This window comes from Virgibacillus doumboii (assembly GCF_902806455.1).
In the GTDB taxonomy this organism is placed as follows: domain Bacteria; phylum Bacillota; class Bacilli; order Bacillales; family Amphibacillaceae; genus Lentibacillus; species Lentibacillus doumboii.
In genome coordinates this window covers 551,751-571,913 of sequence record NZ_CADCWQ010000001.1, presented here as the reverse complement: position 1 = coordinate 571,913, position 20,163 = coordinate 551,751, and the positions used below count along the sequence as shown (strand labels likewise).

The 20,163-nt window shown below is 37.8% G+C and carries 24 protein-coding genes and 1 pseudogene; 9 read left to right on the top strand and 16 right to left on the bottom strand.

What is annotated here, in order from left to right; genetic code table 11:
• Positions 1–11: 11 nt before the first annotated feature.
• The 3 genes from G6R02_RS02700 to G6R02_RS02690 all read right to left on the bottom strand — a co-directional run bounded on the left by G6R02_RS02700 (position 12) and on the right by G6R02_RS02690 (position 2,153).
• On the bottom strand, positions 12–890 hold the full coding sequence (locus G6R02_RS02700) for a beta-keto acid cleavage family enzyme (RefSeq protein WP_164667720.1): 879 nt from the start codon (positions 888–890) through the stop codon (positions 12–14).
• Between the two features lie 228 nt (positions 891–1,118).
• Positions 1,119–1,661: a TetR/AcrR family transcriptional regulator gene (locus G6R02_RS02695; RefSeq protein ID WP_164667719.1), complete on the bottom strand. Its 543-nt coding sequence runs from the start codon at positions 1,659–1,661 to the stop codon at positions 1,119–1,121.
• 339 nt (positions 1,662–2,000) lie between these two features.
• The gene (locus G6R02_RS02690) at positions 2,001–2,153 is read right to left on the bottom strand and encodes a sigma factor (RefSeq protein WP_343032895.1); all 153 of its coding nucleotides are present in this window, start codon (positions 2,151–2,153) and stop codon (positions 2,001–2,003) included.
• A gap of 365 nt (positions 2,154–2,518) precedes the next feature.
• On the opposite strand from G6R02_RS02690, the gene G6R02_RS02685 reads away from it, so the two are divergent.
• From G6R02_RS02685 to G6R02_RS02670, 4 genes are all read left to right on the top strand, one after another.
• Entirely contained in the window at positions 2,519–3,469 is a 951-nt protein-coding gene (locus G6R02_RS02685) for a sugar kinase (RefSeq protein WP_164667718.1), read from the top strand.
• 10 nt (positions 3,470–3,479) lie between these two features.
• Positions 3,480–4,355: a MurR/RpiR family transcriptional regulator gene (locus tag G6R02_RS02680; protein ID WP_164667717.1), complete on the top strand. Its 876-nt coding sequence runs from the start codon at positions 3,480–3,482 to the stop codon at positions 4,353–4,355.
• A 145-nt stretch (positions 4,356–4,500) separates the two neighbouring features.
• Positions 4,501–5,427 (top strand): dihydrodipicolinate synthase family protein, encoded by a 927-nt coding sequence (locus tag G6R02_RS02675; RefSeq protein ID WP_164667716.1) that lies wholly within the window; start codon positions 4,501–4,503, stop codon positions 5,425–5,427.
• A gap of 42 nt (positions 5,428–5,469) precedes the next feature.
• A complete protein-coding gene (locus G6R02_RS02670) occupies positions 5,470–5,940 on the top strand; it encodes a putative sulfate exporter family transporter (RefSeq protein WP_164667715.1) in 471 nt (156 codons plus the stop codon).
• A 49-nt stretch (positions 5,941–5,989) separates the two neighbouring features.
• Here G6R02_RS02670 and tnpC (G6R02_RS02665) read toward each other — a convergent pair whose 3' ends face one another.
• The 3 genes from tnpC (G6R02_RS02665) to tnpA (G6R02_RS02655) form a co-directional block, all read right to left on the bottom strand.
• A complete protein-coding gene (gene tnpC, locus G6R02_RS02665; RefSeq protein WP_164670294.1) occupies positions 5,990–7,567 on the bottom strand; it encodes an IS66 family transposase in 1,578 nt (525 codons plus the stop codon).
• 67 nt (positions 7,568–7,634) lie between these two features.
• On the bottom strand, positions 7,635–7,985 hold the full coding sequence (gene tnpB, locus G6R02_RS02660) for an IS66 family insertion sequence element accessory protein TnpB (protein ID WP_164667671.1): 351 nt from the start codon (positions 7,983–7,985) through the stop codon (positions 7,635–7,637).
• Complete coding sequence (gene tnpA, locus G6R02_RS02655; protein WP_164667672.1) at positions 7,982–8,308, bottom strand: IS66 family insertion sequence element accessory protein TnpA; 327 nt, start codon at positions 8,306–8,308, stop codon at positions 7,982–7,984. The genes tnpB (G6R02_RS02660) and tnpA (G6R02_RS02655) overlap by 4 nt, the downstream gene beginning before the upstream one ends.
• A gap of 61 nt (positions 8,309–8,369) precedes the next feature.
• Between tnpA (G6R02_RS02655) and G6R02_RS02650 the strand changes: the two genes are divergently transcribed.
• Positions 8,370–8,765 carry an NAD(P)/FAD-dependent oxidoreductase gene (locus G6R02_RS02650; protein ID WP_281347088.1) on the top strand — a complete coding sequence of 132 codons (396 nt, stop codon included), beginning with the start codon at positions 8,370–8,372 and terminating at the stop codon, positions 8,763–8,765.
• A gap of 265 nt (positions 8,766–9,030) precedes the next feature.
• Here G6R02_RS02650 and G6R02_RS02645 read toward each other — a convergent pair whose 3' ends face one another.
• Positions 9,031–9,183 carry a hypothetical protein gene (locus G6R02_RS02645; protein WP_164667713.1) on the bottom strand — a complete coding sequence of 51 codons (153 nt, stop codon included), beginning with the start codon at positions 9,181–9,183 and terminating at the stop codon, positions 9,031–9,033.
• Between the two features lie 620 nt (positions 9,184–9,803).
• Positions 9,804–10,136, bottom strand: coding sequence for a DUF2922 family protein (locus tag G6R02_RS20325; RefSeq protein ID WP_164667712.1), 333 nt, complete (start codon positions 10,134–10,136; stop codon positions 9,804–9,806).
• A 16-nt stretch (positions 10,137–10,152) separates the two neighbouring features.
• Between G6R02_RS20325 and G6R02_RS02635 the strand changes: the two are divergent.
• A pseudogene (locus tag G6R02_RS02635) lies at positions 10,153–11,019 on the top strand (thiamine pyrophosphate-dependent enzyme); the annotation flags it as partial.
• Positions 11,020–11,325: 306 nt separating this feature from the next.
• Here the strand turns inward: G6R02_RS02635 and rbsK are convergent.
• Genes rbsK through G6R02_RS02605 form a run of 6 tightly spaced genes read right to left on the bottom strand, consistent with a single transcriptional unit; the run spans position 11,326 to position 15,781 of the window.
• Positions 11,326–12,249 (bottom strand): ribokinase, encoded by a 924-nt coding sequence (gene rbsK, locus G6R02_RS02630; RefSeq protein WP_164667711.1) that lies wholly within the window; start codon positions 12,247–12,249, stop codon positions 11,326–11,328.
• Between the two features lie 20 nt (positions 12,250–12,269).
• Positions 12,270–13,025: a GntR family transcriptional regulator gene (locus G6R02_RS02625; RefSeq protein ID WP_164667710.1), complete on the bottom strand. Its 756-nt coding sequence runs from the start codon at positions 13,023–13,025 to the stop codon at positions 12,270–12,272.
• 38 nt (positions 13,026–13,063) lie between these two features.
• Positions 13,064–13,750 (bottom strand): deoxyribose-phosphate aldolase, encoded by a 687-nt coding sequence (gene deoC, locus G6R02_RS02620; protein ID WP_164667709.1) that lies wholly within the window; start codon positions 13,748–13,750, stop codon positions 13,064–13,066.
• Positions 13,751–13,774: 24 nt separating this feature from the next.
• A complete protein-coding gene (gene rbsD, locus G6R02_RS02615; RefSeq protein WP_164667708.1) occupies positions 13,775–14,230 on the bottom strand; it encodes a D-ribose pyranase in 456 nt (151 codons plus the stop codon).
• A 23-nt stretch (positions 14,231–14,253) separates the two neighbouring features.
• The gene (locus G6R02_RS02610) at positions 14,254–15,213 is read right to left on the bottom strand and encodes a sugar ABC transporter substrate-binding protein (protein ID WP_164667707.1); all 960 of its coding nucleotides are present in this window, start codon (positions 15,211–15,213) and stop codon (positions 14,254–14,256) included.
• Positions 15,214–15,226: 13 nt separating this feature from the next.
• Complete coding sequence (locus G6R02_RS02605) at positions 15,227–15,781, bottom strand: ABC transporter permease (protein ID WP_164667706.1); 555 nt, start codon at positions 15,779–15,781, stop codon at positions 15,227–15,229.
• A 61-nt stretch (positions 15,782–15,842) separates the two neighbouring features.
• Between G6R02_RS02605 and tnpA (G6R02_RS02600) the strand changes: the two genes are divergently transcribed.
• From tnpA (G6R02_RS02600) to tnpC (G6R02_RS02590), 3 genes are all read left to right on the top strand, one after another.
• The gene (gene tnpA / locus G6R02_RS02600) at positions 15,843–16,169 is read left to right on the top strand and encodes an IS66 family insertion sequence element accessory protein TnpA (protein ID WP_164667672.1); all 327 of its coding nucleotides are present in this window, start codon (positions 15,843–15,845) and stop codon (positions 16,167–16,169) included.
• A complete protein-coding gene (tnpB, locus tag G6R02_RS02595) occupies positions 16,166–16,516 on the top strand; it encodes an IS66 family insertion sequence element accessory protein TnpB (protein WP_164667671.1) in 351 nt (116 codons plus the stop codon). Before tnpA (G6R02_RS02600) ends, tnpB (G6R02_RS02595) begins: the two co-directional genes overlap by 4 nt.
• A gap of 67 nt (positions 16,517–16,583) precedes the next feature.
• A complete protein-coding gene (gene tnpC, locus G6R02_RS02590) occupies positions 16,584–18,161 on the top strand; it encodes an IS66 family transposase (protein WP_164670294.1) in 1,578 nt (525 codons plus the stop codon).
• Positions 18,162–18,199: 38 nt separating this feature from the next.
• Here tnpC (G6R02_RS02590) and G6R02_RS02585 read toward each other — a convergent pair whose 3' ends face one another.
• Both G6R02_RS02585 and G6R02_RS02580 read right to left on the bottom strand, forming a co-directional pair.
• A complete protein-coding gene (locus tag G6R02_RS02585; protein WP_164667705.1) occupies positions 18,200–18,646 on the bottom strand; it encodes an ABC transporter permease in 447 nt (148 codons plus the stop codon).
• Entirely contained in the window at positions 18,639–20,162 is a 1,524-nt protein-coding gene (locus G6R02_RS02580) for a sugar ABC transporter ATP-binding protein (protein ID WP_164667704.1), read from the bottom strand. Before G6R02_RS02580 ends, G6R02_RS02585 begins: the two co-directional genes overlap by 8 nt.
• Position 20,163 lies beyond the last annotated feature (1 nt).

Genomic DNA, 20,163 nt, shown 5'->3' with positions numbered 1-20,163 from the left:
TTGTTTCCTCCTTAAGGTGTTCTCAAGCCATATTGCTTACGTGCTTCTTCCGGCGTCAATATGTCAATATTATGTTCATGCACCATATTCACTGCCTTTTCAACAAGCTGATCATTCCGTGCAAGCACGCCTTTTTTCAAATATAAGTTATCTTCCAGCCCCACACGGATATTACCGCCAAGCATGGCTGTCTGTGCGGCTATTGGAAGTTGCAAACGTCCGATGCCAAATGCTGACCAATGTGCATTTTCAGGCAATCGGTTTTTTAGATAAAGGATTGTCTCAACATCTGCCGCAGCTCCCCACGGTATGCCCAGGCAAAACTGAAACATCGGATCACCATCGATCAGGCCTTCCTGGACCAATTGATTAGCAAAACGGAGATGTCCTGTATCAAAACATTCTAATTCAGGTTTTACGCCGCTTTGCTGGACTAGTTTTGCTTGCTCTCTCAGCCAGTTAGTCGGACTCATATAAATCATATCGCCGAAATTCGTGCTGCCACAATCAAGTGTGCACATCTCAGGAAGCAGTTCCCCAACCGGCTCATGCCGTTCTTCCGGAGTTTGTATATCCGTGCCGTCTCCTCCTGCTGCCGGTGAGTTTAAGCTCGGGATGAAATCTCCCCCACCGCCTGAAGTAATATTGATAATCACATCTGTTTCAGATTCTCTGATACGATCAACAATTTCACGATAGTGGTCGACATTATGACTGACACTGCCCGTTTCCGGATCACGCGCATGAATATGGGCTACCGTTGCCCCAGCTTTAGCTGATGCAATAGCCGCGTCAGCAATCTCCTTAGGTGTCACGGGAACATGGGGGCTTTTACTAGTCGTCTCACCTGCACCCGTAACAGCTGCTGTTAACATAACTTTTTGGCTCATTGGTTAATCTCCCTTCATAACATTTAACGTCGCTTATTATTACTATACCATCCGGACGGTTAACTACATTTGATACTATACCATCCAGACGGTTAATATTCAACCTCTTATTGAAGAAATCGTAATAAATCGTTATCAATGAACGCATATAAACGAGCGTATTTTTTAAAAAAACCGGGCTTTTAAACGTAAAAAAATACCATCCCCTTCGATGGTATTTTTTATCCTTTAGTCTTCTGTATTAGCCCAATCAATCAGTTTTCGATAAACCGCATCCTTCTTTTCATCCCCAATGTGATAAATATCAAACAGTTCCGCCAGCCACATCCCGTCTGTCGCCAGCCGAATAATGGTTGCTTTTATCGGATCTAACCCATCGTTCTCTATTTCTTCCTGCCATTCAGAATAAAGATGACGAATTGGATCGAGCAAGGTAGCATTAACTGCCTTAGCTGCCAGTAAACCGGAGTTCATGTCTTTATTCTGATAGGTCTGGTTAAATGTGACATCCACGTACGAACGTGTCCACTTACCTTTGTCGTTAGGATCAATGCTTACGTTATGAGCTATTTTCCCCCTATAATTGTTTGTCAAATGTTCTACCATTCCCTCTACCAATGCTTCTTTGGATGGGAAATGATAAAGCAAACCACCTTTACTGAGGCCAGCCTCTTTCGCCACAGCATCCAGCGTTAAATTAAATATCCCCTGTTCACTGACAATCTTTGATGCAGCATTGAGAATTTCCATTTTTCTTGAACTTCGACCCATCTCAATCACCTTCTTATTAATAGACTACATATATCTATTACCATACTATCCAGACGGTATATATTCAATCCTTATCTATATAGAACTATATATTCATCGTGATACTTTCATTGATTCAGAACGCAGTGGGGGGTCTCACTTCTACAATAGGAACTTTTTTAATTTTTGTAAATAATGACGTTTAGGTTTAACCCCAAGTTTCCCGAAACCCCTGATTACACAGCTTTTTTTCTTCGTCAACCATTCTGAACTAGTATGACTTTTGTCCACTGTGATAATAATTTCATTCTTCAATTTCAGCAGTTTTGAATAAGTATCTTCCTGTTCTTGCTCTCTCTTTTATTTACGGGGAAGGTCTATCACGCGATTGCGGATAATGTAGTTAAAGTATGTTGAAAGCGGGCCGTTATCCGGTTGGTAATTTTCGTATGCATTCCACATAGCAACCAAGCCTTCCTGATAATACTCCTGATGCGGATCTTGTATGTTCAACCTATGAATGTAGTAATGAATTCTGCGCTCATTTATTTGAAAATTTCCTCAAACGTTATTTTGTTATTAGCCATGCCTGCATCAATTTGGTGGCATAGAAATTAAATATTATTTTATAATTTTTCGTCTGGTTATTCTAATCTACGTAACAACCCCCAAAAACCATCAGTTCCATCAAAACAGCTACCCCTATTTAATAAAAGTAAAATAAATCTTATAAATTTTCAAAAAGGTATTGAAAAATGCAAGTGAATTATATATTATGTATTTATACCGCTTGAAATATCGCTACATGATTATTTATATAGTATGTAGCATAATTACACAGATGTTCATTAAATAGCTATTGGAAGGGAGGGATATAAATGCCAGAGGTTGTCACGTTAGGAGAGACTATGGCGGTTTTTGATGGGAACAAAAAAGGTCCTTTAAGATATATTCAAAATTATGAACGTCATACTGGTGGAGCAGAAACCAATGTTGCAGTTGGATTAATAAGGCTAGGACATACTGCAGGATGGATAAGTCGACTAGGAGATGATGAATTTGGTCATAATATTCTTTCTGTATTTAAAGGAGAAGGGGTAGACGTATCCCAAGTTGAATTTGATGCTGAACACCCGACGGGTCTATTTTTTAGACAAAAGTTAAGTAATGGGGAGTGTGAAAATTTTTATTATAGAAAAGGTTCAGCAGCAAGCTTTCTTAATCCAGAGAATGTTGACGAAGGCTTTATTTCCCAAGCAAAAATCTTGCATATAACTGGAATTACACCTTTATTAAGTCCAACATGTAGAAAAGCTATAGAAAAATCCATTAAAATAGCAAAGGACAATAACGTTAAAGTATCTTTTGATCCAAATATTAGAATGAAAATGTTAAAAGACAAACAAGAATCTACTGAGATAATTTTAGATATGATGGTAAATGCAGATATTATATTCCCAGGCATTGATGAATGTAAGGTATTGTTTAATACCGAGAATATTGATGAAATTATTAAAAAAACTGAAAAATTAGGTGTTGAAACAACGGTTATTAAATTAGGTTCAGATGGTGCAGTTGGGTTTTCTAACAATATAAAAGAAGAAGTCTCAGGATTTGAAGTAAATGTAGTTGATGCATTTGGTGCAGGAGATGCCTTTGCTTCTGGTTTTTTGGCTTCTCAATTAAAAAAGTTCTCTCTTAAGGACTCATTAGTATTTGCTACTGCTATGGGGGCTTTAACTGTAACAATGGAAGGTAATATAGAATCAATACCTAATTTTCATAAAGTAAAAATGTTTATTGAAGGAAACGAAATTATAAATAGGTAGGATGTTAAGTATGGAAAGTTCAAAAATAAGAAAAGCAGAAAGTATAAGAATGGGTTGTTTAACAAGAATTAAAGGTGTTTATTCAAGTTTACGACCTTCTGAACAGCAAGTCGCTAACGAAATATTAAATAATCCTAATGAAGTCATATATTTTTCTGTAGGTGAATTCTCGAAAAAATGTAATGTAAGCGAGGCTACGATAATAAGATTTTGTAAAGCAATAGATTTTGATGGATTTCAAAAATTTAAATTAGCCCTTGCTCAAGATCTAACTATTCCCACTCAGTTTATACCTGAAGAAATTTCTAAAAATGATGATATTAAAGAAGTTATTGGTAAAGTATCTCATTCTAATTTACAAGCAATAAAAGATACGAATGAAATCATAGATAAAGAGTCAGTAGAACACGCAGCTGAAATTATATGTAATGCTAGAAAAATTGAAATATACGGTGTTGGTTTTTCTGGACTGGTCGCACAAGATTTTGGTATAAGATTATCCAGAATAGGCTTTTTAAGTTTCACCCATGTTGACCCTCATCTGCAAGCTAACTCAGCTTCATTACTGAGCGGGGAAGATGTAGCCATAGGGATTAGCCTTTTAGGGAGAACAAAAGATATTTATTACTCATTAGAGCAGGCAAAACGCGCAGGTGCGACTACAATTTCTTTAACAAAATATAATAAAAATATCATTTCAGATTTAACGGATGTTAATCTTCATACAACTTTTGAAGAAAAGGGGAATTTTAGAACAGGCGCTTCCCGTATAGCCCAACTTCATTTATTAGATATTTTATTTACGCGTATAACTATTAAGCGTTATGAAACTGCTTTGGAGAACATAGAAAAAACAAAGCATGTAAGTATAGATAAAAGGATGTGAGACTGATAAACCTAGAGCTAGGTATTTTGTTAAAAAGGAGGTTTATGAGGTTCTAAGGCAAACAAAAAATTTTTAATCAACATGTAGTTCAACTACATGTATTTACAAAAAGAACGAAACTAAATTTACTAAGGGAGATATGAATATGGAAAATACAAAACAAAAAACAAAAGAAGCAATTATGGATGTGAAAAAGTTTGAAGGCATCTACCCCGCTGTTATTACGCCATTTACACCTGAGGGAGAAGTTGATGAAGGGAAACTGCGTGCCTATATCCAATATTTAGTAACTCAGGTAGACGGACTGTTCGTTTGCGGTTCTTATGGGTCTGGACCAATTATGAGAATTGATCAGAGAAAAAAGGTTGCCGAGATAACTATGGAAGTAGTTGAAGGAGAAATACCAGTCATTCTTCATGTTGGGTGTCCTGATACAGAAAGCACAGTAGAACTTGCTAAACATGCAGATAGTATTAATGTAGATGCAGTAGCTGCAGTTACTCCATATTATTATAAACACCAGCCAAACCTCATAGTAAATCACTATAAATCCATTATCGAATCTGTGAATGTCCCTGTTATTATCTACAATAATCCAAAATATAGTAACTTTTCCGTACCCGGAGATATGTTAGCAGAGTTAGCAGAATTAGGAGTTAAAGGGGTAAAAGATAGTAGTGGTGATATTTCGTTGTTTTATGAATATATGACAAAAGTAAAACGTTCTGATTTTCTATTTCTTATTGGTTCACAAACTCACCTAGTGCCTGCTGTAGTTGGTGGAGCACATGGATGTGTGTCTGGTCTTTCTAATGCTTTTCCAAATTTTATTAAGGAAATTTACCAAGCATGTAAAGATGAGAAATTTGAAAAGGCGGTTAAATTACAAAAGAAAGCTAATAATTTACGTTCTGTCACTGGATCTGGTATTCCTGTCCCATTTTATCACGCTGCATTGCCAATGTTGGGAATAGAATTGGGAGTACCAAGGAAGCCCTTTCAACAATTACCGCAAGAAGAATTAGAAAGAATTGAAGAATCTCTCTCTGAAGCGAAAATGCTTCTTAAATAAAAGTTGGTTATAACCGCAAACATTTTTCATAGGAGGTCAAGTATGGAAGAAGCTTTGAGGAAAAATTTAACTAAGAAGAAAATGATGTCTTCCTATGTTAAAATTATGAAGCTTCTTCCTGGCTTAACTATGGTATCTATGGTTGCATATATATCATTATTAATCGGAAATAACATACCATTATTAAGATCAACTGTGGTGGCTATTGTATTAGGAATGCTTTTAAGAAACTTTATGAGCATACCTGATACATTTGAAGAAGGAATTCAATATTCTGCGAAGAAATTATTGAAACTCGCTATCATATTACTAGGTGTTAATTTGAATTTATGGCAGTTGTTAGTAATTAGTGGTCAATCCTTGATTGGTATTGTTTTGGTAGATGGATTTGGCATTTTATTTACCTTATACATTAGTAGGATTATGAATTTATCAGGTAATATCCCTTTATTAATTGGAGTTGGAACAGCTATATGTGGCGCTACGGCTATAGCTACAATATCTCCTAAGTAAGCGACAAATAAACCCCACCTAGTTTTTAGATGGGGGTTTCTAGTATGCTTTATTTAGATTTATTAGGAACGCGGCATTCTTGAGGGAGGGCTGCTGACCATGGCAGGTATTGAGCCAATTGCTCCTTATCCGTCGTATCCATATTGGGAAGTTCTTCAAACAAATAGCTGAGGTAGTTGAATGGATTTAATCCATTTTCCTTAGCTGTCTCCACAATACTGTAAATAATCGCACTGGATCTTGCTCCTTTTGCGGTATTACTGAAAAGCCAATTTTTCCTACCTAGCACAAAAGGCTTGATGGACCGTTCCGCACGGTTATTATCAATTTCCAGACGACCATCCTCTAAAAAGGCCTCCAAATGTTCCCATTGTTTACGACAATATTTGATTGCTTTGCCTAACGCACTTTTGGGTAGTACACGTGGTGTCTGTTCTTGAAGCCATGCCAAAAAAGCCTCCATTACAGGTTGGCTGCGTTCCAAACGCTGTTTATAGCGTTCTTTTGGACTTACGTCTTTTAATTTACGTTCAATTTCATAAAGTTGATTACAGAAAGCCAAGCCTTCTTTAGCTTTCACAGACGTAGTGGCTGCGGATTCAGGAAGTGCCTGAAGTGCTTCTGTAAATTTACGGCGTGCATGCGCCCAGCATCCAACCAAGGTAACATTGGTTAAGCCGTTGTAGCCAGGGTAACCGTCTACATGCAGATATCCCTTGAAACCTTCCAGGAATCGGCGGGGGTGTTTGCCAGCCCGGGTTTGTTGATAATCATACAAGACGATGGGAACATCGGTATGCCCGGAGCGATACAGCCACATATAGGATTTTGATGTTGCGGGCCGTTCCGGCTCGGATAAAACTTGTAATGTCGTCTCATCCGCGTGGGCCATGTCCAGTTCCAATAACCGGGCATGCATTTCTTTATAAATCAGCTCAAGCCAAGCATTGGCGCCGTACGCTATCCAATTAGCCAGAGTCTGACGTGGTATGGATATACCGAAGCGTTCCAAATGTTTCTCTTGCCGATACAGTGGCATCCCTTCCACATATTTTTGCGTCATGGTATAAGCCATTGCGGACGGGGAGGCCAAACTACCGGGAAAAACAGGCTCTGGCATTTTCGCTGTCACAATTGGTGTTTCAATTTCATAGCGTTCACAGTGGCGACAGCTGTACACGTGGCGCACGTGTTCCACAACTTTCACTTGTGCAGGAATAACCTTTAATTCTTTGCGCACTTCCTTGCTCATATCGTGCAATGCACCGCCGCAACACGAACAGAACTGTTCCTCATCGGATAAACAATATTCAATCGTTTCCGTAGGCAGGTTTTCAAGCTTTTGTTCGCGCTGTCCACGCTGTTTCTTGCGTTTATATGTAATCGTCTCAACAGTTGGTTCTTCAACTGTTGAATCAGCTGTGGTCTCTGCTTCATTGAAAAGCGAAAGCTGGTTCGAGTCGGTCTTCTCACTGGAAGATCCGAATCTGCGTTGTTGGCTCAAACGAAATTGTTCTTGGTACCATTTTAATTCCGCCTCCAACGCTTCATTTTCCATCTCAAGCTTTTCCGTACGCGCTTTAAAATATTCAATTGATTCGTTTGATGTATGCGCTGTATTTTCCATACGACAAGTATACGAAAAAGAATCCGACTTGCCTAGTCGAATTCCCATATTTCCATATTTCAAATTTTTATAGAATGGTACGTGCTTTGACTTCCCGGTGTGCCTGCTTTTGTTCAATGGATAAACCATCCAGTAGCCAACGAAGTTGGCGCGGGGTAATATTCATTGGCGCCGTCTCCTTTTCGGATGGCCAATGGAACGTGCCTCTTTCCAAACGCCGGTAATGCAACCAAAACCCATTATTCTCCCATTGCAGAATCTTTAGCTTATCGCGTTTTCGATTACAAAACACGAACAGGCTGGGGGAAAAGGGGTCAAGGTCAAAGCATTCTTTTACAATCACTGCCAACCCGTCAATGGATTTACGTAGATCCGTGCTGCCGCGAGCCAGATATACACGATCAAATTGAAAGTTCATCCGTTTTGGTTCTGCAAGATATGTATGACATCGGACAATAATTGGACATTTGCTCCCGGCCGCACTTCAACAGAAATGGTATCAACATGAATAAAGATGGGTCCCTGGTCTTCAGCGTAATCGTCCACTTGAACAGTAAGCCACTGCGTTTCCGTTGTCTCCGTTTCTGGAGAAATGACATCTCTTTCAAACCGTTGAACCCAATAATACATTTGGTGGACCTTAATTTCTTGGTCTCGACACCATTCAGCAATGCTTTGCCCGCTTTCTTTCCAGTCGTCATAGCGCGCTTTCCATTCTATTCTTTTGTCTTTCAGGGTCATTGCATAACCTCCCGAATTAATTTCTAAGAAGATTATCGCATGGTAACCCTGTGATTAAAACGTGTATTCTATTTGTCGCTTACGTACTGCCAGATTAAGTCCATTTAATAATAGTATTAGAATTGGTGGTACTATGGAATTTTCGGGAGACAATACAAATATCGATATGCGAAGAGTTGAATCTACAAGGAATATTATTTTTAACTATTTAAAACAACCATTAAAGGGAAGCAGTGAAAAAGTATGGGCAGGTGTAAGACCTATGACTCCTGATGGTATTCCTGTCTTAGGAGAAATGACTGGTACTAAAAATATTTTTATTGCTACTGGTCATGTCATGAGTGGTGTATCAATGTCTTTATCAACTGGTTACATTATGTCTGAATTAATAGGCAAAAATCGATCTGTAATTGACTTAGGACCGTTTTCACCAGAAAGATTCTTTATTAAGAGGTAAGCGTTAATTCCCGATTATAATGTAATGTCTGTTCAAGTGATTCAACATATTGCACCTAATAAAGAAGCAGAAAACCTAAATAAAATTAAGTTTTCTACTTCTTTCAGTATCTTATAGAAAGGAAACAAAGCTTGAAACCAACCTTCCGGCTCAAGAAGATTGTTCTTCCATAAGCCCCCTCTTAATAATCATATTAATAGGCCTGTCGTTAATAGATAGAACCTCTACATCTGCAACTTCCTGTCTAACTTCTTTAATCACTTCATTATATATATATGCTATTTTGTAAGACACCACCTAGCAAAAATAATTTAAAAGGTTTATCTGCAATATCTGCATTTTCTTTTACGGCCATAAATAAACGGAAAAGTTCTTGAACTGCGCAACTTAATATATCTTTCCTCACTTGATCTTCCAACTGATTTGCATGCTCAATGGCTGGCACTTATAAACCTGGACAAAGACCTGAACATTCAGGTCAATTTATCGAAGTTGGCCCCCGAGGGGGGGAAGCAAGGGAAAACTGAAGTAACTGGCATAGAAAACAAGTCCTTACCAGCTACCTCAAAACCAGGCAACCAATGGAAACAAGTAGACAAAACAAAACATAAAAATTAAAGAACATAATGTGATAGCGAACCAAATTTTTGACAAAGTGTAATAGTAAAACTAATAAAGAACAGCTTCCCCAATATCTAGTACTGGCACTCAGGGAAATAATCGTCCACCCATTGGGGGACGATTATTTTTTCTCACATACCGGAAGTCAGTGGTTTGTATACTGAATATAAGACTTCAAGCGTAAAGTCGAGACCAAAGTTCACCAGGGAGAAGTTTCAAAAATGTTCTAAAGGGTTAAACGCTAATAAGTGATTTTTTGTAAAGATCTACATTGTAACTGCTAAGAAAAATAGGGGGCATGGGGAATGTAAAAAAACGAAAATACACTTCCCCGGCATCTTATTGCCTTCTTTAGTAATCAAAATATTCAAGTAACCATTTTCTGTTCCGTAAAATGGGAATGGAAGTTATTTGAAATTAAGCTTTATGACATTGGATCTGACCCCAATGTCCGAGCTTTGAAGACCGCTTTTCATTGCTTGTCAATTTGGAACATTCCTGACGTAAAACTATCCTTGCCATAAGAAGTAACGATTTAACGTAAATCGTTACCTGCACAATACGTTCAACTACGCGCGCACCTTTAATGGATACAACATCGCCGCCTGAAGTTGTGAATGCATTTTGTGCAATGATTTCATCCATTACAGCTTTAACTGTTACAGGATTAACTGGTTCAATTGGGTTTTCCAGTGAGTAAGTCACTGCTTTGCCTTCCTGGTTCAAAAATTTAAGCTCTAACTTTTTCATCATGCCCCTCCTTTCTTACGTGCTGGCAATCGGAACTAAGCTATCCGTATTTGGAACACTGCCATGCTATGATATTGACTACTTCCCTAAGGATGCAAAGATTATTCAAGTAGATATTAATCCTAGGAACATTGCTCGTACACATCCGATTGAAGTGGGCATTATCGCAGACGCAAAAGCTTCTACAGTGGAAATTGCAAATCGGTTAAAAAGTGCAATACCGGATACCGCCAGAAATCAAGAACATCTAAGTGAATTAGCAACTTTGAAAGAAGATTGGGAAAAAGAACTTGTCGATCTCGCAATGGAAGATGGAAACCCTATTAATCCACGACGTGCTCTTTTAGAATTAACAAAAGTGTTACCAGAAAATGCAATGGTTTCAACCGATATCGGAAATGTATCGTCCACAGCAAACGCATATCTAAAGTTTAACAGTGGACATAAACATATTGCTGCACTTACTTTCGGTAACACCGGATTTGCTTACCCTGCTGCTCTAAGTGCTAAGGTTGCCGACCCGGATAGTACAGCTGTGGAACAAAATATCCCAGTAGTTGCATGTGTATTCAACAACAATGCATAGTGCCGAGAAAAAGAATCAGGTGGACTATTACGACAATCGCTTTATCGGTTCAGATATGAAGGTCCAGACTTTGCTGAAGTGGCAAAATCAATGGGCGCTTTAGGGTACCATGTAGATAAAGCGGAAGATGTTGGTAAAGTAGTGAAAGAAGCTATTCAAGCCAATAAACCATCTGTAATTAACATTCAAGTAGATGGAACACACTTAGCACCGCCATTTAGAAAAGATGCGCTAAAGATGCCAACCAGACTTCTGGATAAGTATAAGCACCTTGATTATGAGACTTGGGAGAAATAGCTTGGAAATATTCCTGTACCTTCAGACTGTCGAGTTTATGTCGACAGTCTATTTTTGTTTATATTTTGACTTTTTATCAGCATAAATACCGAAAACCGTGAATTTGTATTTCTAGGATTTCTTCATTAAATACCTGCTGTCCATGATACAAACTCCTATTTAGCAACTATTATATAGGGGGTTAAATTTGAATACAAACACTCTAGTAATTATGGACCCTTATTACTTTAGATTCAAAAAGCCCTTCGTTAAAGGGCTTTTCGTTTATTTCTCCATGAATATTTTCAACTTAATATATTTTAACTTTTAAAAATCATTTAAATCTTCAAGGGTTGGTAGCCCTGGAATAACATTTTGTTTAGTTACAGAAAAAGCTGCTACCTTGTTTGCAAATTCAACTGCTTTTTCAATTGTATGCCCCTCTGATAAAGCCACACTTAAAGCTCCGGTAAAAGAGTCTCCAGCTCCCGTTGTATCAATCGCAGTTACATTTTTAGCTGGTATCTCTTTTGTGAAATCCTTTGTTACCAACAGAGCTCCTTGTTCTCCTCTAGTAACAATTATTGATTCTGGGCCTTTAGTAAGTAAGTTTTGAGCTAGATCAATACATTCTTCAGTTGACAAAGAAGTGTTTATATTCCGGTTGTTTAGTGTAAGTAATTCTGTTTCATTTGGATTAACAATATCAGCATATTCAAGCAAGCTTATAGCCTCAACACTTGCTGGAGCTGGATTAAAGATAATTTTTTTCTTCTTTTCCTTTGCTTGTACCATTAGGGATTTTACGGTTTCAATATCATTTTCAAGTTGAAAGATAACAAAATCTGACTCGTCAAATTGTATAGTTGTTACAACATCAACCGGCTTTAAATCATTGTTTGCACCCGGGGCAACCATAATACAATTTTCGCCTTCCTCATTTAAAAATATAAAACCTACTCCAGTATGAGTATTTGAGCGAATAACTCCAGAGATATCTACCTTTTCTTCTTTTAACATTGAAACTCCATCATTACCAAATCCGTCATTACCGATACAGCCAATAAACGAAACTTTACCACCTAACCTAGAAGCAGCAACTGCTTGGTTTGAACCCTTACCTCCGTTACTTTCTGTGAAATTATCAACTGTTATTGTTTCACCCCATACAGGGATTCGATTAGTTTGACAAGATAAACCAACATTATAGCTACCTATAACTAATATTTTCTTTTTTGAGCAATTCTCCATTCTACTTCTCACCTCCTGAGTTAACTACGATGTAAGTAAGATGTAACCGGATATTTCTCAGATTTCAGCCATACATCAGATGATTCTACTGGAATCATTCTGTTCAGATATGTCGTTTGTTCCAAATGTAAAATTGGTGTTCCAGAGGATAAATCCAACAATTTGGATTTATCACTATCTAAACTGGTAGCATTGAAACTACGTACACCAAATTTAATTTTTTGATGACTTAAGCGTTCTATTGTTTTAAACAGTGCTTCTTTCTCAAAGTCTACTTCCTCAATTCCAGGACAAAGGGTTGTGTCTATAATGTTTTCAATCAAAATAACTGGTTCCTCATTGATATACCTCAATCTCTTTAGAAACATCATTTTTGAATGGTCAGAGGTTATGGAAAACCTCTTTCTAATATCATCATTAATATCTATATTGTATTGTTTTTCCAGAACTTTCGTTTTATAATCCTGTCCACTACGTTCCATTGATTCAGAAAATGATATTAATTCCTGACCAAAGCGATGTGAAATCTTCTGTTCTTTTACAAAGGTTCCTTTGCCGTGAACCTGCATAAGTACCCCTTCTTCAATAAGGGAGGAAATGGACTTTCTAATTGTTCCCCTACTCACACCAAGTTTTTTACAAAGTTGCTCTTCGGAAGGTAATTGAAAGCTAGTCTCCCATTCCTTATTGAATACTTTTTCTCTAATATCATTTGCAATCTGTTGATAATAAGGAAAAGGGGAACTTTTATCAACCTTAATGTCAATTGAATCCATTAAAACGCCTCCCTAAAGAAATAAGACCTTTTTATTCGTTAATAGTCACTTAAAGATTCACCTGTACCTGTAACAATTTTGACTCCTGAGCTAGTTCCTATCAAACTAGCTCCAGCATTTAAAATATTTGTTGCATCTTCAATGCTTCTAATTCCGCCAGATGCTTTAACTAAGGCTTTATCTCCTGCAATCTCTTTAAGTAATTGTACATCCTCTTCAGTGGCTTTACCACCTTTTCCCCAGCCGCTGGAGTTTTTTAAATAAGTAACTCCAGCATCCAAAGCTATTTCAGCTGCTTTTTTCTTCTCAAATTCAGTAAGCATACCGAACTCTAACATAATCTTTGTTACCTTTCCTTTAGCGGCATTAACAATTTGACTGATCTCTTGATAGTATTCATCGTACATTTGGCTTTTTAGAAACCCAATATTTGCCATGAAATCTACTTGGTCTGCCCCTAAATCAAATACATTTTTTGCTTCATTAACCTTACTTAAAGTTGTAGAACCACCCATTGGAAATCCTAATGCTGTACAAATCTTGACGTTGGAGCCACTTAGTATAGTCTTTGCCTCGTTGATCCAACAAGGCTGTAGCATAACCCCATCAAATCCATAATCTAGGCAATCACGGCATAATGAGCGAATTCCTTCTCTATCTAAATCTGGATTGACGTTTGTATGCTGTATTTTACTAGCAATTTGTTCTACAGAATATGACTTCATCTCTTAATTCCTCCTAAAAGTTTATCACATTTTATCTTTATAATAATCAGGTACAACGACTCCCTCTTTGTTAAACCAATTTGGAACATCTACACCTGATTGAATAACAACATTACCCCAAGGATTATAAGCTCCTGTTCTAACAATAGCTTTCGCTTTTTTTGCCTCTTCGGTTAAGATACTTTCATGGGGAATACCCTCAATATCAACATCTTTATAAATTTGTTTAATAGACTTATACAAAGGTTGATTATGTGTTATGACATCCTCTGCAATATAAATCTGTTCTGCAATCAATTCCTTCTCTATAATACTTAGAACAGTTTCTATGTCTGGAACATCTTTAGTTAGTGCAAGATCTACCCGATGTGCATTATTAGGAATTGGAAATCCGGCATCACAAACAATTAAGCGATCAGTATGACCCATTGAAGCTATAACATTACTTAACTCTTTATTCAACATTACACTTTTCTTCATAGTTAATATCCCCTCTCCATAAATTAATTACTATTCAAAGCATCTCCTACATTTTCTTGTGAAATAAATTGAGAAGGTAACTCAATAAATTCTGGTTGTTCCTCACCCTTAGCAACATCAATAGCTATTTCAACCGCTTTTTCTCCATAGGCGGAAGGAGAGACTGCCATTGTTCCTGCTAAATCTCCATCTTTAACTGCATTAAGTGCTTCATCAGTACCATCATTTGATACAATCACAACGTCTTCTTTATTAGCTGCCTGTAACGCTTGTAACGCACCAAGACCCATTTCATCATTAGCAGCATATAAACCCTTAATATCTGGGTGAGACTGTAATAGATTTTCTGTTACCTTCATCCCCTGAGTTCGATCGAAATCAGCCGATTGTGAAGCTACTATTTCAATATCCGGGTATTCATTCATTGCGTTATTAAAACCTTCACTACGAAGTCTAGCAGTATCGGTACCTAACGTTCCTTGTAATTCTATTACTTTCCCTTTACCATTTAATTGTTCTGCCAAAAACTTTCCTGCTGTTTCTCCATTTTTAACCTCATCGTATCCCATATGAGTTACGATTTCTCCACCTTCGATTCTTCTTCCTGTTGTAATCACAGGAATTCCTGCTTCATTGGCTGATTCAACTGCGGCTACCGATCCTTTACTATCAACAGGATCAATAATAAGAACATCTACTCCTTGTTGAATTAAATCCTCAATACCACTCATCTGCTGAGCTAAATCACTATTAGCGTTAACTACTGATAACTCAATATTTGAATCCTTAGCTGCTTGCTCTGCAGATTCCTTTACTTCTACAAAAAAAGGATTATTAAGCGTGTTTATAGCGTAACCAACACTAATTGTATCTGAATCATTTGAGTCATCTGTTGCACCTGCCTCCGAACCGCCATCTGATCCACATCCAACCAAAACAACAGCAAACATCATTAACAAAATAAAAAATATTATTCTCTTCATTCTGAACCCTCCCTTATTTATCATTATTGATAAATCTATCAATAATTATCGCTACTAAAATAATTAAACCTTTTGCTACATCTTGATAGAAAGGGGAAACATCTATTAAGTTCATACCACTTGTTAAGATTCCCAGAATCATAACCCCTATCAAAGTTCCAAAAACATTGCCCCGTCCACCGAATAAACTGGTACCACCTAGTATAACTGCCGCAATAGCATCAAGCTCATAACCAGTCCCTGCAACTGGACTAGCTGAAGATAACCTTGCAGTCAATATAACCGCTGCTAAACCTGCTAATAAACCTGAAGTTGTATATACAATAATTTTATGAGTATCCACTTTAACTCCAGATAATATTGTCGCTTTTTCATTACCTCCAATAGAGTATATATACTGACCATGAACTGTCTTTCGTAAAATAAAAGATAAAACAACATATACTGATACGAGTAATATAACCGGAAATGGAACCGGACCAATATATCCTTGCCCAATAAATTTAAATACTGGTTCTGATACAATAATTGGATTACCATTGGAAAGTAAGCGACAAATAGAATACACGTTTTAATCACAGGGTTACCATGCGATAATCTTCTTAGAAATTAATTCGGGAGGTTATGCAATGACCCTGAAAGACAAAAGAATAGAATGGAAAGCGCGCTATGACGACTGGAAAGAAAGCGGGCAAAGCATTGCTGAATGGTGTCGAGACCAAGAAATTAAGGTCCACCAAATGTATTATTGGGTTCAACGGTTTGAAAGAGATGTCATTTCTCCAGAAACGGAGACAACGGAAACGCAGTGGCTTACTGTTCAAGTGGACGATTACGCTGAAGACCAGGGACCCATCTTTATTCATGTTGATACCATTTCTGTTGAAGTGCGGCCGGGAGCAAATGTCCAATTATTGTCCGATGTCATACATATCTTGCAGAACCAAAACGGATGAACTTTCAATTTGATCGTGTATATCTGGCTCGCGGCAGCACGGATCTACGTAAATCCATTGACGGGTTGGCAGTGATTGTAAAAGAATGCTTTGACCTTGACCCCTTTTCCCCCAGCCTGTTCGTGTTTTGTAATCGAAAACGCGATAAGCTAAAGATTCTGCAATGGGAGAATAATGGGTTTTGGTTGCATTACCGGCGTTTGGAAAGAGGCACGTTCCATTGGCCATCCGAAAAGGAGACGGCGCCAATGAATATTACCCCGCGCCAACTTCGTTGGCTACTGGATGGTTTATCCATTGAACAAAAGCAGGCACACCGGGAAGTCAAAGCACGTACCATTCTATAAAAATTTGAAATATGGAAATATGGGAATTCGACTAGGCAAGTCGGATTCTTTTTCGTATACTTGTCGTATGGAAAATACAGCGCATACATCAAACGAATCAATTGAATATTTTAAAGCGCGTACGGAAAAGCTTGAGATGGAAAATGAAGCGTTGGAGGCGGAATTAAAATGGTACCAAGAACAATTTCGTTTGAGCCAACAACGCAGATTCGGATCTTCCAGTGAGAAGACCGACTCGAACCAGCTTTCGCTTTTCAATGAAGCAGAGACCACAGCTGATTCAACAGTTGAAGAACCAACTGTTGAGACGATTACATATAAACGCAAGAAACAGCGTGGACAGCGCGAACAAAAGCTTGAAAACCTGCCTACGGAAACGATTGAATATTGTTTATCCGATGAGGAACAGTTCTGTTCGTGTTGCGGCGGTGCATTGCACGATATGAGCAAGGAAGTGCGCAAAGAATTAAAGGTTATTCCTGCACAAGTGAAAGTTGTGGAACACGTGCGCCACGTGTACAGCTGTCGCCACTGTGAACGCTATGAAATTGAAACACCAATTGTGACAGCGAAAATGCCAGAGCCTGTTTTTCCCGGTAGTTTGGCCTCCCCGTCCGCAATGGCTTATACCATGACGCAAAAATATGTGGAAGGGATGCCACTGTATCGGCAAGAGAAACATTTGGAACGCTTCGGTATATCCATACCACGTCAGACTCTGGCTAATTGGATAGCGTACGGCGCCAATGCTTGGCTTGAGCTGATTTATAAAGAAATGCATGCCCGGTTATTGGAACTGGACATGGCCCACGCGGATGAGACGACATTACAAGTTTTATCCGAGCCGGAACGGCCCGCAACATCAAAATCCTATATGTGGCTGTATCGCTCCGGGCATACCGATGTTCCCATCGTCTTGTATGATTATCAACAAACCCGGGCTGGCAAACACCCCCGCCGATTCCTGGAAGGTTTCAAGGGATATCTGCATGTAGACGGTTACCCTGGCTACAACGGCTTAACCAATGTTACCTTGGTTGGATGCTGGGCGCATGCACGCCGTAAATTTACAGAAGCACTTCAGGCACTTCCTGAATCCGCAGCCACTACGTCTGTGAAAGCTAAAGAAGGCTTGGCTTTCTGTAATCAACTTTATGAAATTGAACGTAAATTAAAAGACGTAAGTCCAAAAGAACGCTATAAACAGCGTTTGGAACGCAGCCAACCTGTAATGGAGGCTTTTTTGGCATGGCTTCAAGAACAGACACCACGTGTACTACCCAAAAGTGCGTTAGGCAAAGCAATCAAATATTGTCGTAAACAATGGGAACATTTGGAGGCCTTTTTAGAGGATGGTCGTCTGGAAATTGATAATAACCGTGCGGAACGGTCCATCAAGCCTTTTGTGCTAGGTAGGAAAAATTGGCTTTTCAGTAATACCGCAAAAGGAGCAAGATCCAGTGCGATTATTTACAGTATTGTGGAGACAGCTAAGGAAAATGGATTAAATCCATTCAACTACCTCAGCTATTTGTTTGAAGAACTTCCCAATATGGATACGACGGATAAGGAGCAATTGGCTCAATACCTGCCATGGTCAGCAGCCCTCCCTCAAGAATGCCGCGTTCCTAATAAATCTAAATAAAGCATACTAGAAACCCCCATCTAAAAACTAGGTGGGGTTTATTTGTCGCTTACATTGGAAATTACTAATGCCAATCCAGCATATAACGTCATAGCTGCGAGAGTCACAATTAAAGGTGATAATTTCAATTTTGAAATAAATACACCATTAATCACACCGACAATTGCGCCCGCCAGTAGTCCAGCTAAGATTCCCAGAATAGCATTTTCTGTACTTGAAACAACCAATGCTGACACAACACCCGCAAAGGCTACAATACTACCGACAGATAAATCAATACCGCCTTTAATAATTACAAGTGTTTGACCAGCAGCAATAATCCCTATTACAGCAATCTGTCTTAACATACTCATCATGTTTGAATAAGTGAAAAAATGCGGCGACAGGAATGAAAACGTTATAATTATGAGAATTAATATGATTAACATTCCAAATCTTTGTATAGCACTTAAACTTAAAACATTTTCTTTAGTAAGACTAGTCATATATTTCCACCTCCTCTCGAGTATTTTTTGCTCCTGATGCATACTCCATTAAAACCTCGCTTGTTAATTTTTCACTACTAAGATCAGCTACTATTTTTCCTTGAAAGAAAACAAAAACTCTGTCACTTAATCCAATAATTTCATCGGAATCACTGGAAGCAACGACTACAGCCTTATTTTCTTTTTCAGTTAAATTATTTAATAGACTGTAAATCTCTGACCTTGCACCGACATCTATCCCTCTAGTAGGTTCGCTTAACAAAAATAGATTGGGTTTCGTCGCCAACCATTTTCCCAATACAACTTTTTGTTGATTCCCTCCACTTAAGTTTTTCACTGGTTGTGACAATCTATTAAATTTAATATTTAACTTATCTGCAAATGATTGTGCTAATCCCTTAATCTTTTTATTTTCCTTTACATAGAACTTGGAGTATTCATTTATAGAAGGAATAAGTATATTTTCATCAATTCCTAAATCTAAAACTAATCCTTCTTCTTTTCTATTCTCCGTAACATATGCTATACCTAATTTCTTAGCGTCATTGGGAGATGAAATATTAACAGTTTCACCTTGAAAAAATATGTTACCCGAATTCGGCCTTTTGAGACCAAATAATGTATCCAAAATATTAGTATGACCCGATCCTACTAGCCCGAATATTCCTATAATTTCTCCCTTATGAACTGTAAACGAAATATTACTTATAAAATCATTAGATAAGTTATCAATACGTAGTATTTCCTCTCCATCTTGGTGATATTTATCAGGAAACATGTTATTCATTTTACTTCCAACCATATATTCAATGATTTTTTCATTAGTAAAATCGCCAATCTTTCCCTCAGCAACATTTCTACCATTTCTCATAATGTTGACATAATCACATATTTCTTGGATCTCATCCAACCTGTGTGAAATATAAATAATACCAATACCCTGTGATTTCAACGATTTAATAACTTCAAATAAACGTTTTGTTTCCTTAATTGATAGAGCAGCGGTTGGTTCATCCATTATCAAAACGCTAGACTCTTCAGAAATTGCTTTCAGAATTTCTACCAACTGTTGCTCACCTACACTTAATTCTCTAACACTCTTATAAGGATCTAAATTAAGTTCATATTTCTCAATTAATTGCTTTGTTTTTGATAACGCTTCCTTTTTAGAGTTAATAACACCTCCAATTCCTTTTTTAATTTCTTTACCTAGAAATACATTTTCATATACAGTTAAATCCGGTATCAAATTAAATTCCTGATGAATTATACTAATTCCAAACTTTTTGGCTTCCCCCGGATTACTAATTGTTATAGGATTTCCTTTAAGGAAAACTTTTCCTGAATTTAAAGTGTAATTTCCAGATACAATCTTCATTAAAGTTGACTTACCAGCACCATTTGACCCTAGTAAAGCGTGAACCCCCCCTTCATACACTGTAAAATCCACATCATATAATACTTGCACAGGGCCAAACGATTTGTTAATACCTTGTAACGAAATAAGTTCATTCATT